The following is a 14,844-nucleotide window of genomic DNA, read 5'->3' on the forward strand; positions in this document are numbered from 1 at the left end:
TAAAGCTTACTATACGCTAATTATCAATTGCGTGAAAAAATCTTGATTCTTCTTTTAGTTCACGTTTTACAGTCAATCTGGTCTTTTTCTTTTGAAGACGATCGTTCTCCATATACCAGCAAAAAGAATGATACTGAGTCCTAATGGATAGAATGATCGATTAAGTGTTTCACCTGTTTTAGGATAGGTGTTTTGACGATTTTGCGTTTGATTCTGTTTTGATTTTTCTTGTTTGACCGTCGTTTTTTCTCGTACGGTGATTTTTGCTTTTGCTATCAACTGTTTATCAGTTGCGTTATCAGCATTTGAAACTGACCTTTCACTTGTTTGCGTTTCTGTTTTTGAATCGGCCTTTGTTGTGTACGTTACAGTTGTTTCACCTTTCTTTTTGGTATCGACTGTTCCAATAACGTTGACTTTATCAAAGGAAATCGCTCTACCTTCTCTATCTGTTGCTGATACAAAATTATCACTTGCCTGCCACGAATCACCAACATAAATCGTTGAATCTTTCACAACTAAAGTAGACAGATCTTCTTTCACAGTGATTTTTGCGATTGCTTTTTGTGTTTCAAAGCTATATGTCACTTCGTAAATACCCGCTTTTGTTGTATCAACGGCTCCAAGAACATCAATCTCCTGCAACTGAATCGTCACGCCTTTTCCATTTGTCGCTGAGATAAAGTTATCGGCTGCCTGCCATGAATCCCCCACATAAATCGTCGAATCTTTCACTGCTAATGTCGCCTGATCTGTTACCACAAAAACGGTAATAGTTGTTTCCTTTGCACCATTTTGATACGTTACATCATAGGCACCTGGTGTTGTCGTATCAACCGTTCCTTTAGTCGTTATTTGATCGATGCTTAGTGCTTTTCCTGTCCGATCAGTGGCACTTAAAAAGTTATCAGCTGCTTGCCAAGACGTACCGACATAAATCGTTGAGTTTTTAGCATCAATACTTGTTTGATCTGCTAGAACAGTGATTTTAGCCGTTTGGGTTAAGCTTGGTGTGCTGTAAGTAACATCATAGACACCTGCTTTATTCGTATCCACCATTCCGGATACCTCTATTTCTTGAAACGGTATTTCTTTCCCTGCTTCATCTGTTGCTGAGATAAAGTTATCAGCTGCCTGCCATGAATCGCCCATATAGATCGTTGAATCTTTCACCTTTAATGTTGCTTGTTCTGCAATCACTGAAATAATAGCGACTGCTTCTTTTCCTTGATTTTTATACGTTACTTCATACTTTCCAACTGTACTAGTATCGACTGCTCCTGTAACGACAATTTGTTCAAAGTCGACGGGTGAGCCATTACTATCTACCGCACTAACAAAATTATCGATCGGCTCCCACGAAGCTCCTACTGAAATCGTTGAGTCTTTGACTTCTATGTCTGTTTGATCGATTTTCTCTTTTAGCGGAATATCAAATCGGTTCGACTCTTTTAATAATTTGATCGTTTTCCCGTTAAGGTACTCTTCAGCGATCGTATAACCTTCTGGAACCTTTGTCGCTTTTAGTGTATAGTCGCCTGACATAATACCATCAAAAGTGTACATAGCATTTTCATCAGTACGAAACTCTGATTGATTGCCAGTAACATTGTCTGTTAATTCAAATTGAACATCAGGAACATTTTCATCCGGCTGCATTTCTTTGAATGTATGGAAACTTGCTTTCGTTAAAAAGACAACGCCTTCTGCATCACCATCAGAAAATTTCAACACTATAGGAGCAGTCTCAACGGTTCTGCGTGTTTCAGCCATTTGCTGTAAGTTATCCGATTTTATGATTGTTTGAATGGAGATTTGTCCAGCGTTTTTCGAGATCGTATTGAATGTGATCGTAATATCTTTCGTCAAAGTATAATCAGTAAAAATAAGTTGGACACCAGTATTTGTTGATTCAACCTCGTATGCATCGCTCGGTACACCCTCTACCGAAATCGAATGTAGATCGATCGCTGCATTTGTTGTTCCTTTGGTGGTAATATCAAAGGTTGGGTTTTTGACTTTCCTTGTTTGATCATCAATATTTTTTGTTTTCACTTCATTTTTTGTAACATTTTTCAGTGTATCATGACTCGTTTGCGTTGCGGATAAAATTTCTGTTCCTTCATTTTTTACAGACACTGTCGCAGACATAAGTTGATTATTGTATAAAGGCTCAATTGTGCTGCCTGTCACATTGATCGTGTTTGTGTCGATCCAGCCATTCGCATATTGATAGTCGATGATATAGCGTTTGGAGGTCTTACCGAAATCAAATGTATACGTGTTATTGCTTTCATCAAATTCGATTTCTGGATAAGCCTCATCCTTCGTAGATAAAGGTCGATCTGAATATTGCCCGCGATCCCAGTACTGTGGATAGATCGACTCTACTTGATCATTCGATACATCATAAATGGAATAGACAACATCTGCTCCAACAGGAACTTTAGTTGTGACGACCAAAGAGTCAAAGGAATCATTTCTAGCATTGACCAAAAATTGATTTTTACTTGCTTGAAGCGTTCGCTCTGAATAGATTTTCCGATTGGTCTTAACTGTCGTGTGTACTGTTTCAAGCCCAGTTGCACCTAAACTTACTGGAATCGTATCTATCGGGATCGCAACATTTTTGGCTAAGCTGTCTGGAACATAATTAAAACCCAAATCAAAATTGAGGACACGCGTGATCGGTGTTGTAAATTTGACTACTGAACCAGTTGCTGTTTTCTCCACTGTATAATCGATATTTAAATGATAATAAGGAAAGATTTCTTTAGGTGCTCTTAATTGCAAATACTCCGGATGTTCAACATCGATAACTAAATTTTCGATCGGTTCACTTTGACTGCCTTGAATGCCCACAGTCGTACCACTCATATAGGCGCCATTTCCATCAAAATTTCCCCAAGCAGTTTCAGCATTATTAGGATTGATAATCGATAAGGGTTGAACAAACTGATCTGACATCAGCATGATTTCTTTATTCGCTGCTACAACAGGCGTACTGATCGCTAAGTCGATATCCTTTTGTTCAAAAGGAATTTTTAGTGTGCTTGCCTCAATCGTCAAAACACTTTCCTTGGTTGCGGTCAAAACTAATCGATTATTTTCTTTGCGTACATCAAAAAAATCATTGATCGATACTGGCTGATAATCGGCTGTTCTGGTTGAAAACTTGTACTCCCCAATATTTTGCCCATTTTTACTTTCTAAGACGATTTGTTGACCTACCTTTGTTTTCGTAGGTAAGTTGTAGATATAAACATAGTAATCTTCTTTCGCATAAAAATTAGCTCCCTGTAGGTGACCTAAAGTGCCTTCTTTGACCATCTTTTGGCTTGTACTTGATTTTGCAGTAAATTCAAAGCCTCCTCTGACCGCATTCGTTTGCTGTAAGCGAACGGAGCCTATTTTGGTGGTTGGATACTGATTGTAAAAACTATAACTGTAATTCGACACACTTTCCAATGCTAGGTCACGTACAATGACTAAAGCATACGCTTTTTGCTGATCCATATTCGAGATCGTAACACTCGTTTGGTATAGATCATCTGCCCCAACTGTATACTCTACATCTTTTTGCAGTAGTTGTTTTGTTTCCGGAAGGACCGTTCCATCGACTGCTACATCATAAGAATAAACCTGCAGCGGTTCTTGTGAAGAATTTGTAAAAACAGCGCCCGGTGTATCTGTCATTGATAATTCTAGTGTTTGACTGCCGGATAGCGTTCGGTCTAAGTTATAATAGACAGTCCCGGCTAATCCATAGTTGTTATGACTTTGTTCATAACTAATCGGCGAAACGTTTTCATATAAGTCAAAAGCATAATGATTCTTTATCTGTCCTGGTGTTTCTACTGTGACTAACGGATTTTGTGCTGAGAAAACATAGCTTTTTAAATCTAAATTAAATTGTGTATTCGTAACTCTTTGTTCAAATGTGATCGATAACGTTTTATTTTGCGCGTCTACTGACCATTTAGCCCCTACATTTGCGACTTCACCACTAACATCCGAATATCCTAGTCCTTCTGGCAAGCCGACTTTATAAATAGATCCTGGTGCGTAATCTTTATCTTCAACGACAAAATTCAATTTGGCAGTGACAGGAGTTGTATTCAATACTCGATTTGGATGAGTTTGGCTATATTCATTCCCGTCCATATCTGTCACAGTCATTCCAGTCAAAATCTCATCTTCAATTTGTTTTTCTTCATAAGTTTCAGCAGCTCTACTTTTATTTATGATATCTTCTGGCTGTTCTGTTTCTAAAGTTGTTGCCGAAGGATTCTCTTCTGGTAAGATCGGTTTCGGTTCAACAGGATTTGTACCATCCACAGTCTCTGCTAAAGACTGTTCCGTATTTTTCTCAGTAAGTCCATCGAGATCACTAGACTCAGTTGTATCATCTGACTGATCGTTTTGAACAGATATTTCTGTTTGCTCTTTTGTTACGGCTAAAACCGGCAGTGCAGGTCCAACACTTTGTGTGAATAATAGAACAAGCATAAATAGGTGCAGTGTACGTTTTTTCATTGATAAATACTCCTTCTCTTAAATGGATATATACTTATCATATCCTCTCCTATCTTTTTTTATGATTATTTTTTTATATTTTAACGAAAATAAAAAACACATAAAATCACATTTATAGCAAAAAAACTAGTGTACAAGCGATAAAACATAGCTGCAAATTGTACCCCTCTTATTTTTATATAAAAAAAATCGTTATTTTATTTAAAATATCAAAAATAAAAATCAATCTTGATTTTCAAAAAAGTGAATAAAACACTTTAAATAAACGAACATATGTTTTATAGTAGTAGAAAAGTACTAAAGGAGCACCCATGAAAACATCTTTAACCATTCAAATGGAAGAAACCTTATATTATTATTGCCGGGAAAACGGCGACGTCGTCGTAGAAGAGGTGACTATGCCTGATGATCAAGGAATCGTCGATACCCTTAGCTGCCGCCTTTCATCAGATAAACAATTCGAATGGCGTTGCTACGAGTTAAAAGCGAGCAAGGCAGACTTTCGTTCAAAAGCAAAGCTGTCCTTTATCGGTCACTACAACTATTTCGTCTTGCCAGAAGCACTTTTTGAAAAAGTCAAAACAGAGATTCCAAAATCGATCGGAGCAATGATTTATCATCCATATAGTTCCGCTGAAGAACAGGTACTTCCAGGATATTTTACAATTGAAAAAAAGCCGCAAAGACAAGAACTTCTTGTGACCGAACAAGAACTACTCTTCCGTCTGATCACAGCACAGGCGAGAGAAGTCGGCAAAGCGAAACAGACCGCTAGAGGGCTTCGCGTTTTCTCAACTGATCAATTATACAAAGAGTTGAAAAAAAGGCAACCCGACTATGATCTTTTTGGCGGGAGAATAAATTTTTATGATCGTTTTTCAGAGGATATTTCTAATCAGGCAATTGAAGCATTAAAAGAAGAATTAGAGGCAACTCGAGCAGCTTATTTTCAATTAGAGCAGCGTCTATTGGAGGAACAATGATGTATTATCCTTATTTTCGTGGCAAACAATTTGATCTACTCGCTCTCACAACTCTTTTGATCGATCAACGACTCTCAAAAAAAATTGTGCCGATCATCGATCCAGTCAAAAATTCGGCAACTTTAAAAAAATTTTTGGTAGAAATCCAAAAAAAGAAGCATCCGTTTTTTATCGTTCAGAATCCTCAAGCTGGTGATTTTTTAACACTAACAGGTGCGGAGTATTTGGATACCCTTTCTGCACCTAAAGCTTCAATTATCGACCAGCCAATCGAGACATTTCAACATAGTGCTGAGTTGTTCATCGCCGAGCGAGCAGCGCCTATCCTTGATAGTGACTGGCAAAACAATCAGATTCCTGTCTTGATTCCAGAAGAATTCCGGCTGCTGCAAAAAATTCAGGGACCCAAGATTCTTTCTCAAGATGTTTATACCCGTCTACCTCGATCAGAATTTTACCAAGAATGTCCAGATGAATTATTTTCGACCACTCACTTGACCTTCCGTAAAAGAGGATTTGACGGTTTTAGTGACTTTTCAATCGACAGTCGAATTTACTATGAACAAAGTTATCCGTCAAAGTATTTAAGTTTGCATTTGGTTTATTTTGAAAAAGAAGTGCTGAGGATTCACCACTTTCTATCGACTAATGAAGAGTTTTCTCAAAAAGAACAATTTTTTGACCTCATGGAGCAACTGCTTCGTTGGAAAGAACAATTATGCGGCGGAGAGACAACGTTAGGATTCACACTGCTTCTCGACGCTTTTTCTGCAGAAAAATTTCCTGGAATGGGCGTTATGCGAAAAGCAGCGGTGATGCATCATATGGAGCTGATGTCCCGCTACTTGGAAAGAGGATGAGATAAAAGCTACTTAAATTCGAGCGATTAGCAAAAAAGAACCATACGAAAAAGTGTATGGTTCTTTTTTGCTAAATTGTTGAAGGCTCTGACTTTTGGGCACCGCTTATTAAGAATTAGAATCCTCAGATAACTTTTCTGTTTGCCGCTTGATTTTGATAGTAAAGATATTGTTGCTATTTCTGACCATTTTCTGTAGATTTTGAAGGAGCAATACGATCCAACTGAATGCGATCATAAATGCTAATAACTCAAAAGCCGTAAGTGATAGATAATGCATCCCTTGAAACAATACACAGACAACTACTAAGACAGCTACGATCAAATAAGAAAATGTAAGAAATTCTTTTGAGACACTTGGCAGCAGCCACTTGATACCGATAATCAAAATGATGATCAAATACACAAGATAGCCAGCTACTTGATTATGAACCCCTTGGAAAGGACCTGTTTCAGTATACGGAAATAATCCTACGGCGCCAAGATCTAACGCAGTCAATGTCAAAAGAATTCGTAAAATAGTTAGACGCTTGCTGTGGGGAATCGCTTTTTGTAATTCAACAAATAATGTATCGATCAAAGCGACCATCAATAGCGCTGAAAACATCAATGTAACATTAAACTGCCAACGCTTTGTCGCTTCCATCGTTCCTAAAAAACTAAAATTATACTGCCACCATTGATGATCACGATTCGTGATCATCGCAAGCAGCACCCCGCCAACAATTACAAAAATCAGCAGATTGGTTAGTTTAGAAAGAGTAATAGACAAAGCGGAATAGATCATAAAGTAGTTGACCATCCCGACAAAAACAAGAAAAATCATCGTTGCCGTATATTTATCAAAAGTAGCACCAATAAAAACCAGTCCGATCACTTTGAAAAAAAACAATAATGAAAATACTAGAATAACAATAAAAGATAATAAAATTGCTGGAAAATTACGCCAATAGATATTCTTAGATTTTGTTGCAACCTGATTCCGTTTGCCTTTTATAAAAAATACTAAAAAGCTGATCACACCACTCGCTACACCTAGGGAAAGAATAAAGTTTGCAATAGAATAAGGACCAACTAATGCAATTTGAGTCGTATTCGAAATAAAGAAATAAATAAAAAAGAGCAGACTTGTAATTAGCGTTGGGATCAAAAACCAGCGAAGCGAAATCATTTGATTCCCTGCCGCTTTTACCGTCGGCTCAATCAAAATTTTTTGTTCGTCGATTCTCAATGTTACATCTGACTCTTCTTGTAATTGAAATTCTTTGACTACTTTTTCAGGTAAAGTAATACTAAATCGTTCTTCTTCCATGCTGTTTCCTCCATCAATCACACTATAATAGGTTTCATCATTATTATAGTGTCCTCAAGGATAAAAGCAATCAAAATGAATGCTAGACTGGGAAAGTTTTATACTGCTCTCATTCCATTTTTTATCTGAGCTAAATTTTACGCTTTAAAATATTGATGATCCTCTCTGCTCCCCGTTTATCCCCATAAGGATTGAGCACTTCCGCCATTTTTTGATATTCAAACGGATGATCAAGCAAAAATTGTAATTCCCTTCTGACATCTGCAGTACTTGTTCCAATCAGTTTTGAAGCACCCAATTTAATACCTTCCGGCCGTTCTGTTATATCTCGTAAAACAAGAACTGGTACGCTAAGTGTTGGAGCAACCTCCTGAATAGTACCAGAATCTGTGATAATGATGTACGCATTGGCCATCAAATAATAATGAAACTTAACTTCCAGCGGAGTAAATAAATGAACATTGTCTATATTTGCAAAAAAATGCTTGGCTCTTTCTTGTGCAAAGGAATCAAGAGGCAGTGGAAAAATGACTTCCAGCAGTTCACTATATTGTTCTGCAATTTGTCTGATTCCTTTAAACGTCCGTTCCATAGGCTTTCCTAAATTTTCTTTTTCATCCATTGTGAATAGAAGAATTTTTTTCCCCTTGATTTTTATATTTTCTACGATCGGATGATGAAAGTCAGTTGGACTCTGTTGCTCTGCTAAAGCAGCGGCAGTATTGCCCGTAATAAAAATCGCTGAGTCTTCATGATTTTCTAAAAGTAAATTGTAGCGATTCATGTCCGTTGACACAAAATAAAAATCGGTCAAAACATCTGTCAACTGGCGATTGATCTCCTCTGGAAACGGCATATACTTCTGCCAAGTTCTAAGACCGGCGCCAACATGTCCTACTCTGATCTTATGATAGAAAGCTGCTAAACTCATGCCCATCGTTGTTGTCGTTTCACCGTTGATCAACAGGACATCCGGTTGCTCTTTTATCAAAATCGGCGCGAACTTGGACAAAACAGTTGAAACATTTTGCATACGTGTTTCATCATCTTCGATCAATAGCTCATACTCAGGAACTACAGAAAAATAGTCCATTATCTGTTTCAACTCTTCTTTTGGCGAACTAGCTGTAATAACAACAGATAAAAAGTCCTCTGGGTATTTTTTCATCTCGCTGACTACAGGCAGCAGTTTGAGTGCTTCTGCTTTTGAACTGAAAGCAACCATTACTTTTAATTTTACCATCCTACTCTCTCCTCTCAACTTTCTATTTAATAGGCAGAAAATAACCATTGAAAAAAATTTCTAAGTTGTCGATACAGTTTTCTATCTGCTTCAAAAAACTACTTAGGTTCGTTCCTTCCCCCTGAACTCTCTTCGTCTCGAGCAATAACTGCCGATCAACTTCAGTAAAATCAGTCGATTGGAATAACACATCCTCCTCTTTAGGAGTCTGGTCAAGCTCACTTGGATGACTCAACAGACTCACTTGAAAATATATTAGTCCACCCAATAAAAATAGAAGTAACACAGTAAATATCAGACTTTTTACCACCTGACCGACAAGTTTGTTTTTTTTAAAAAAAACGACGATAGAACGCACAATCCGTTTCACTAAAATCATCTTTTATCATTCCCCTTTTTAGCTGCTTTATTCTTGACTTTCTTACAGCACATTCCGTTTAGCGCAGAACAATCAGGTTTGATACCGTCTAAAAAAGAGAAACACTACATCAGTACAGTGATCTCCACTTAAATTCTATCAAATTCAATCTAGTAATATTCATCAAAAATGGTAAAAATTAGCGCATTATATTCGTTGTCTCCCCATGACTTGAATAGTTTTTTACTTTTATACTGGATTTTAAACACAAAAAGACAACCGCTCAGAAAACGGCTGTCTTTTTGTGATAGAATTAGATTTATTTTTTATAATCACTAGAAATTATTTTTTCTCTATCACTCTCATATATTGATCGACTTTAATAAACGATCAACGCTCATTCTTTCATCAATCACATGCTGTTCTTGTAAAGAATCAATGAGAGCAGATAAAGAGTTGCCATTCTTTGAAAAATGAAGTAAATCTGCTTGATAGTCAAGTAAACAAATGAACAGTAAACTCAAAATTGCTGCAAATATGATATCTTTGAGGATTCTATAAAAAATTGATTGATTCTTAAAAAATAATACACTTGATCCAACGACCATACATAGTAGTAAGAGCACTCATTTTTCCTCTCTCTATTCAAAACACTTTGTACATCATTCAAAAATACTAGTTACTTTACCTTTAAACCGTCAAAAAGAAAAAAACTAAAACGACTGTGATCGTACCGATAAATAGTACATTCAACTTATTCTTTGGGGAAGAAATAGCTTTCATATTTACCACTCCTTTTCTAATGACTCATCTACATTCATTGTGTGCACTGTTTTTTTCCAATTATTCTGTGGTCTGAACCATGTACAAAAGCCGACAACTTGTGCAAGCATATAGGTTACAGAATTCCAAATGAAACCGACAACTAATCTGAAAAGAAGCTGACATTTAGCCAGTAACGTCTTTTTCTGTTTGAAATAAGGTTTAGCTTCTTGAAAAAAATAGGTACATGGAATGATCAAAAAATTAAAACATTCGATCGTCAACCAAAAATAAAGCAGCGATAATAAATGGGGAAGATAGCCGATCAAACGGTGATCGATACACACTGCTAATCCTATAAATAAGAAGGCAACTGGTCGAACCATGGAATATGAATAAAACAGTGTTTCTATTTTGCTCAATAACTCTGTCAGAGAAGCCGGTTTTACGATCGTTCCAAGTTGCTTCAGTGTTGTCGAAAAAGCAACAAACCAATGACCTTGCGCCCAACGTGTACGCTGAGTGTGGCTCGCCTTAAACGAATTAGGTTTTTCATCATAAACAACGGCAAAATGATTCCAACCGCTGCGTCTGCCAGCCATCGACAATTCTACCTGTAATTCAAAATCTTCTGTATAACTTCGAGGATTCCAGCCTCTTTCTGCTAGATAGCCTGTGTCCAAAACAAAACCAGTCCCACCGATCGCTGCATTCCAGCCTAAACGATAATTCGCATACTGCACTGCTCGATTGGTTATAAAGTAAACAGCAGCATAGCCCGATGCGGTCAATGAAGTGGCTACATTTTTGATGCCAAGATATCCTTGGATCACGGAAAACTCTGGATGTGCTGTTAATTGGCTGTTCATTTCTCTTAAAAAATTTCTACTGACAATATTGTCTGCATCGATGAAAGCCATATGATCATACTTTCTCCAATGACCTGTCTCAATGTATTTTGCAATTGCATGCGGCTTCCCTCTCGGCTCATCTACTGCGGATTGATTTTCGAGAAGTCCTACATTGCCGTAAGCTTTGACGATATCCGCCGTTTGATCTGTACAATTGTCAGCGATGATCACAATATCAAATAGTTCTTTGGCGTAATTTTGCTGCAGCATACTTTCGATCGTTTGAGCGATCACAGCTTCTTCATTATGGGCCGGAACAACAAAAACAAATTTTTTCTGATCTGGTACGATCGGATAATCTCTTTTAGGTTTTTTTAGACCAAAAAAGGACAAACAGGTAAAGTAAATCAAGTTCATAAAAACAATGAACACTAGAACGAGGCATACCCATTTTAATGGTAAAAATAAGTAATTGGGTAAAGTAAACATGGTTGCTCCTTTCTTTTTTAAACTCATTTGACAGCTTACTAACAATCGATGGTTCGATTGTTTACTGATCACTATGAACGTGAATTAGGACAGCTTTTTTCACTGCATCAGTGCACTGTCTTTGAAAAAGCTGACCTGATTCACGTTCAATTGAATAAACCAGTACTAACAACATGAGCTTTGTTCTTTTAATCGATCGCTGAATGAAGTAATCGGTTGCCTTCTTGATCCTCAACGATCACTCGATAAGAATAACTTGCTTGATCAGTGAATTCCTGAGGGATGATCGCTTGAAATGACACATCATCGGTAACGCCTGTTGGTAAGCCCCAAGAAGTCGGAGCTGCGGAAAGTGCTTCTTTTTTATACACGACTGTTCCTGATTTATCCATGATTTCTAGCTGTTTTTCAGTCTTACTGAAATCCAGCTCCGTTTTGAAATACCCTTCAAATACCAGCTGATTTTGTTTATTCCAATACTTATTGAGTAGTTCGATATCTGTGTTCTCATTTTTGATGATCGAAATACTTGGTCGCTGATTCCAAACTTCCGGTTTTACGATATTTCCTTTGATCACAACTTGTTCCAACTCAGCATAATCATCATGAATCGCACCCATCCGGGAAATCTTTTGGTCTAACGTTAATTCTGTTTCATCAAGTGTTATACCGTCCAGCATTACTGTCATATAAAGGGTATATCTACCTTGTGACATTTGGCCAAGAATATCGTTATCGATAATGAATTGATACCCATTGTATCTACCAGATTGATACCAATCTGTATTTTGGGCAGTAATGCCTTCGATTCTATTTCCTGAATCAGCTTCGACTAAGCTGACAGTCTTAGTGATACGTGTAGAATCCGATAGATCCCATCCGTCATTTTCAACAAGGCCTTCGTAGACTAGTCCATAATCTTCCCAATATCCTCGTTCAAATTTTGATGTTGTCGGATACTCTTTTTTTGCTACAGTCAACTCTGTCTGCTCACTTGTCTTATCTGCCATATCTTTTTGATGCCCGATGATTTGAACCGTCACAACATCATTTTCTTTTAGATCGACCTCGTCTGCCAGTGTCAATGAATAATCCGTATTAGAAAAGACAGTACTTGATGCTACTTCTATTCCATTGACTCTTGCTAGTAAATCATAGGTCCGACCAAATTCTGTGTCTTGTAGAGAAATATGGCCTTTTAATTGATGCTCATGTTCATATATCGTTTCAAGCGTAGCTTCATTTACGATCCATTCCTCATAATGTGTTGCATCCTCAACGATCTGAGTAGTTGTATCGCTAGACTTATCTGCTCTTTGCGGCTGTTTACCTATCACGGTAGCTGTAATTTCATCCCCGGCTGCAAGCTTTACATCTGCTGGTAATTCTACTTCAAACTTTTGTCCAGGCTCGACGTCGATTTCGGATAACCTTTCACCATTGATCTTGGTTTCAAGTTTATAGGTACGTTCATAGCTTCTATCTTGTTCACCAATTTCGCCTGTCAGCACGCGGTCAGTATCCGTTACTTCATTTAAAATCGGTGCATTGACCTGCCATTTTTGGTAATCCGTACTATCAACTATAACTGCCTCTGTTTCGGCTGATTTATCGTCTTTATCATCTTGATGTCCAACCACTTTAGCGATTACTTTATCATCTACATTCAATGATCGTACACTTGTCTCAAATACATATGGTTTTAAATAAACATCGATTGCGGACTGTTCAGAAACTAGTTCATCATTCACATAGATCAATAAATCATAATAACGCTGAGCTGTACGATTTTGTACCGGCACCTGCCCTTTGATCTTCGTTGCATTTTCATGGAGTGTTGCGTTTGCTAGCACTGGCGCAAAAACTTCCCACTCATCATAGTCGTCCTCATTTTCTGACCCTACGATCATTTCTGTTACAGCACTTGTCTTCTCTGCTTTCCCTTCTTCAAAGCCGATGATCGTTGCTTCGACCTTGTCTCCTTTCGATAATCCTTTTATATAAGGAATCAAAATATCTGTGTCATCTTTGAGGTTTTCTTTTTCGTAAATTGTTTTTCCATTAAGGGTTACAAGCAATTTGTACGACCGATTCAATTGATGATTTTGGCTTGGTGTTGAGCCTTGAATAATAAACTCATCTTCATGCGCTTGATTGATTACTGGTGCAGCCACTTCCCAATCTTCCCATGAAATGATGTCTGTTTCATTCACAGCAAATCGCTCATCTGAGTATTTTACATTGATGATGCCATTGCCATTCGTATTTTTTTCTACTCCTTTGACTTTAGCAGAAACCACATCGTTATCTGCTAGATAGTCACCAAAATCGAATTCCCAGCTGCCATCTTCTTTCATCGCTAGCTCTTTATATACTTCGCCATTTACTAGCAATTCGACAGAATAGGTTGTAGGATGCTCATTGCGCTCATCTTGTAGTCCATTCCCATAAAAATAAGCTGGCTCTTCTTCCAATCGATATAAAGTTGTCTCTTCGACAGGATTTTCGATCCACGAATCTAGAATGCTTTCTCCGCTGACGACAGAAACGATCGAGCCTTTGCCGCCAATCGTCAACCAGTCTGCAGAGCTGGTGCGTGAGCGAATGACATAATCATTTTCTCTTTCTACTAGACGGCCTGTCTCTTTACGCCATTTTCCTAAATCGATGAATAGATCTGTTTCGATCGTTACAGAGCTTAAGCTAGTTGTATAATTCGGTGTTTTATACACGATTTTCTTTCCGTCTTCTTCGTAATTCATCGTCTCAGAATTAAATAATGATACTTTTTTCCCCCAGACATCCTTTTCGATGGATTTTTTTGCACTTCCTAAACCACTGGGACGCGTGACTGTTCCACGAATATATTTTTCAAATCCGGGCGTGCTAAAAAACTCAGCGGTGATTTCTTTGTCCAAAAAGATCTCTTGCTTGTATTGCGCACTGACACCTGCACTGAATGAAGATTTTCCTTTTGTTTGAATATGTAATACATCTTCATTAGCACTCAATTCTTGAAATGAATCTCTGAAACCTGTATTCAAATTTGCATAAGGAATCGAATCATCTTGTTTTTCTAGAATGGATTTAGCTGTTGGTTGAAAATCGTTTTGCTCTTTTGCTGTCTCATTTAATTTTTTTTCGTTTGTTTGTGAATTTTCCATTTCTTTTGCTAAATGATGCGTACTATAAAATAAAGAACCTATAACTGCAATCATTAAGCATGTTTGTTTGGTAAATACTTTTGTATAGAAACGTCTTTTTTTACTCATTTCTGCTCCTCCACTTCTCTCATTTTCACAAACTCATTATAGGAGATAGCATCGTACAATGGAGGTCAAAAATGACAGTTGATTAAACGAACATTTTGATCTTAACCTGTTTTACTTGCTAAAATGAAAAATTTCATTATACTGTAGCATTACCAAACATAATTAACTGAAAAGAGGAA

Annotated in this window: 9 protein-coding genes; 2 read left to right on the top strand and 7 right to left on the bottom strand. The window is 37.5% G+C overall.

Translation table 11 applies throughout. The annotated features are described in order from the left end of the window. Positions 1-72: 72 nt before the first annotated feature. A complete protein-coding gene (locus A5889_RS07325; RefSeq protein ID WP_087640745.1) occupies positions 73-4,536 on the bottom strand; it encodes a bacterial Ig-like domain-containing protein in 4,464 nt (1,487 codons plus the stop codon). A gap of 311 nt (positions 4,537-4,847) precedes the next feature. Here A5889_RS07325 and A5889_RS07330 point away from each other — a divergent pair, with 311 nt between their 5' ends. Together A5889_RS07330 and A5889_RS07335 are read left to right on the top strand one after the other, a co-directional pair. Further along, positions 4,848-5,519: a hypothetical protein gene (locus tag A5889_RS07330; protein ID WP_087640744.1), complete on the top strand. Its 672-nt coding sequence runs from the start codon at positions 4,848-4,850 to the stop codon at positions 5,517-5,519. After that, positions 5,519-6,379, top strand: coding sequence for a sce7725 family protein (locus tag A5889_RS07335; RefSeq protein ID WP_087640743.1), 861 nt, complete (start codon positions 5,519-5,521; stop codon positions 6,377-6,379). Before A5889_RS07330 ends, A5889_RS07335 begins: the two co-directional genes overlap by 1 nt. Before the next feature lie 108 nt (positions 6,380-6,487). Here A5889_RS07335 and A5889_RS07340 read toward each other — a convergent pair whose 3' ends face one another. The 6 genes from A5889_RS07340 to A5889_RS07365 form a co-directional block, all read right to left on the bottom strand. After that, positions 6,488-7,690 (bottom strand): DUF998 domain-containing protein, encoded by a 1,203-nt coding sequence (locus A5889_RS07340; RefSeq protein ID WP_087640742.1) that lies wholly within the window; start codon positions 7,688-7,690, stop codon positions 6,488-6,490. Positions 7,691-7,820: 130 nt separating this feature from the next. After that, positions 7,821-8,933: a non-hydrolyzing UDP-N-acetylglucosamine 2-epimerase gene (gene wecB, locus A5889_RS07345; RefSeq protein ID WP_176372823.1), complete on the bottom strand. Its 1,113-nt coding sequence runs from the start codon at positions 8,931-8,933 to the stop codon at positions 7,821-7,823. 22 nt (positions 8,934-8,955) lie between these two features. Beyond that, positions 8,956-9,312: a hypothetical protein gene (locus tag A5889_RS07350; RefSeq protein ID WP_087640740.1), complete on the bottom strand. Its 357-nt coding sequence runs from the start codon at positions 9,310-9,312 to the stop codon at positions 8,956-8,958. Between the two features lie 341 nt (positions 9,313-9,653). Then, positions 9,654-9,917: a hypothetical protein gene (locus A5889_RS07355; RefSeq protein ID WP_207114589.1), complete on the bottom strand. Its 264-nt coding sequence runs from the start codon at positions 9,915-9,917 to the stop codon at positions 9,654-9,656. A gap of 159 nt (positions 9,918-10,076) precedes the next feature. After that, positions 10,077-11,420: a glycosyltransferase family 2 protein gene (locus tag A5889_RS07360; protein WP_242585381.1), complete on the bottom strand. Its 1,344-nt coding sequence runs from the start codon at positions 11,418-11,420 to the stop codon at positions 10,077-10,079. Between the two features lie 161 nt (positions 11,421-11,581). After that, the gene (locus A5889_RS07365) at positions 11,582-14,665 is read right to left on the bottom strand and encodes a hypothetical protein (RefSeq protein WP_087640737.1); all 3,084 of its coding nucleotides are present in this window, start codon (positions 14,663-14,665) and stop codon (positions 11,582-11,584) included. Between the last annotated feature and the right edge of the window lie 179 nt (positions 14,666-14,844).

It is taken from the genome of Enterococcus sp. 9D6_DIV0238, assembly GCF_002174455.2.
Classification (GTDB): domain Bacteria; phylum Bacillota; class Bacilli; order Lactobacillales; family Enterococcaceae; genus Enterococcus_L; species Enterococcus_L dunnyi.

Bases quoted from the DNA above. Each gene is read 5' to 3' on its own strand.
- A5889_RS07325 (WP_087640745.1), bottom strand. From the start codon at position 4,536: ATGAAAAAACGTACACTGCACCTATTTATGCTTGTTCTATTATTCACA.
- A5889_RS07330 (WP_087640744.1), top strand. From the start codon at position 4,848: ATGAAAACATCTTTAACCATTCAAATGGAAGAAACCTTATATTATTAT.
- A5889_RS07335 (WP_087640743.1), top strand. From the start codon at position 5,519: ATGTATTATCCTTATTTTCGTGGCAAACAATTTGATCTACTCGCTCTC.
- A5889_RS07340 (WP_087640742.1), bottom strand. From the start codon at position 7,690: ATGGAAGAAGAACGATTTAGTATTACTTTACCTGAAAAAGTAGTCAAA.
- wecB (WP_176372823.1), bottom strand. From the start codon at position 8,933: ATGGTAAAATTAAAAGTAATGGTTGCTTTCAGTTCAAAAGCAGAAGCA.
- A5889_RS07350 (WP_087640740.1), bottom strand. From the start codon at position 9,312: ATGATTTTAGTGAAACGGATTGTGCGTTCTATCGTCGTTTTTTTTAAA.
- A5889_RS07360 (WP_242585381.1), bottom strand. From the start codon at position 11,420: ATGAGTTTAAAAAAGAAAGGAGCAACCATGTTTACTTTACCCAATTAC.
- A5889_RS07365 (WP_087640737.1), bottom strand. From the start codon at position 14,665: ATGAGTAAAAAAAGACGTTTCTATACAAAAGTATTTACCAAACAAACA.